Raw genomic sequence first — 1,648 nt, 5'->3', positions numbered from 1 at the left:
GGCCAGCGAACCCTGAAAACTGCCAATGGCGGTACGGGTGGCGGCAACAATCACAACGTCTTGCATCGAATTTCTCCTCAAGGTGCGGTTCAGGCGAACTGCATTTCCGGAACATGCTCGGGAACGATCAGTTTACCAGCGGTCTTGCTGACGATTTCCTCRACGCTCACACCGGGTGCGCGCTCCTTGAGGATGAATGCGCCGTTTTCGATTTCCAGGTAGGCCAGATCGGTCAGCACGCGCTTGATGCAATTGGCACCGGTCAGCGGCAGGCTGCAATACGGCAGCAGTTTCGATTCACCGTCCTTGGAGGCGTGGGTCATGGTGACGATGATGTTGTCGGCACCGGCCACCAGGTCCATCGCGCCGCCCATGCCCTTGACCAGTTTGCCGGGGATCATCCACGAGGCGATGTTGCCGTGTACGTCGACTTCAAAAGCGCCGAGTACGGTGAGGTCGATGTGGCCGCCGCGGATCATCGCGAAGGATTCTGCAGACGAGAAAATCGAGGCGCCAATGCGCGCGGTGACGGTCTGCTTGCCGGCGTTGATCATGTCCGCGTCGACTTTATCGTCGGTCGGAAAGGCGCCCATGCCGAGCAGGCCGTTTTCCGATTGCAGCATGACTTCCATGCCTTCGGGGATGTAGTTGGCGACCAGGGTCGGAATGCCGATGCCGAGGTTCACGTAGTAGCCGTCTTTCATTTCGCGGGCGACGCGCTGAGCCATTTGTTCGCGGGTAAGAGCCATTTTTTTATTCTCCACTGTTCGGGCTGAGGGCGAGGATCACTTGCGCACGGTGCGTTGTTCGATACGTTTTTCGAACGTGCCGCAGATGACCCGGTCGACGTAGATGCCTGGGGTGTGGATCTGTGTGGGGTCCAGCTCGCCGGGTYCGACGATCTCTTCGACTTCGACCACGGTGATCTTGCCGGCGGTGGCGGCCAGCGGGTTGAAGTTCTGCGCGGTGTGGCGGTAGATCACATTGCCGAAGTGGTCGGCTTTCCAGCCTTTGACGATGGCGAAGTCGCCGGTGATGGACTCTTCCATCAGGTATGGACGGCCCTTGAATTCACGGATTTCCTTGCCCTCGGCGACTGGAGTGCCCACGCCGGTGGCAGTGAAGAACGCCGGAATGCMAGCGCCGCCAGCGCGCATTTTTTCCGCCAGGGTGCCTTGCGGAGTCAGCACGACTTCAATCTCGCCGCTCAGCAGTTGCTTTTCGAACAGGGCGTTTTCGCCGACGTAGGAGGCGACCACTTTGCGGATCTGGCGATCTTCCAGCAGTACGCCGAGGCCAAAACCGTCGACGCCGCAGTTATTGGAAACCACGGTCAGGTCGCGGGTCCCTTTGCGCTTGATCTCGGCGATCAGGTTTTCCGGAATACCGCACAACCCGAAGCCGCCAGAGATCACGGTCATACCGTCTTCGAGGCCTGCCAGAGCCTCCTCATAGGAACTCACGCGCTTGTCGAAACCTGCCATATGCACCTCTTTTATTCTTTGTGGGCGGCTGGCTAGCCGTATGGGGTGGAGTGTTGCTCTATCAGATTGATTTGATAAGTTGATTTTTAAGGTTGATTGATAGATAAAACTCAGCAATCGGTAATGGTCAGCATGGTGAGGGACGGTGATGACAGTCAAGCAGA

Annotated in this window: 3 protein-coding genes; all 3 read right to left on the bottom strand. The window is 57.9% G+C overall.

The features are described from left to right. Nucleotides 1-66, bottom strand: a 66-nt coding sequence (locus AC1DH9_RS28795) for a hypothetical protein (RefSeq protein ID WP_477809296.1), incomplete at its 3' end; no start/stop codon positions are given. Between the two features lie 23 nt (nt 67-89). Then, complete coding sequence (locus AC1DH9_RS28790; protein ID WP_054597885.1) at nt 90-749, bottom strand: CoA transferase subunit B; 660 nt, start codon at nt 747-749, stop codon at nt 90-92. A 36-nt stretch (nt 750-785) separates the two neighbouring features. Beyond that, the gene (locus AC1DH9_RS28785) at nt 786-1,484 is read right to left on the bottom strand and encodes a CoA transferase subunit A (protein WP_477809295.1); all 699 of its coding nucleotides are present in this window, start codon (nt 1,482-1,484) and stop codon (nt 786-788) included. Nucleotides 1,485-1,648 lie beyond the last annotated feature (164 nt).

This window comes from Pseudomonas sp. 05T35 (assembly GCF_056396605.1).
This window is presented reverse-complemented; position numbering and strand designations above follow the sequence as displayed.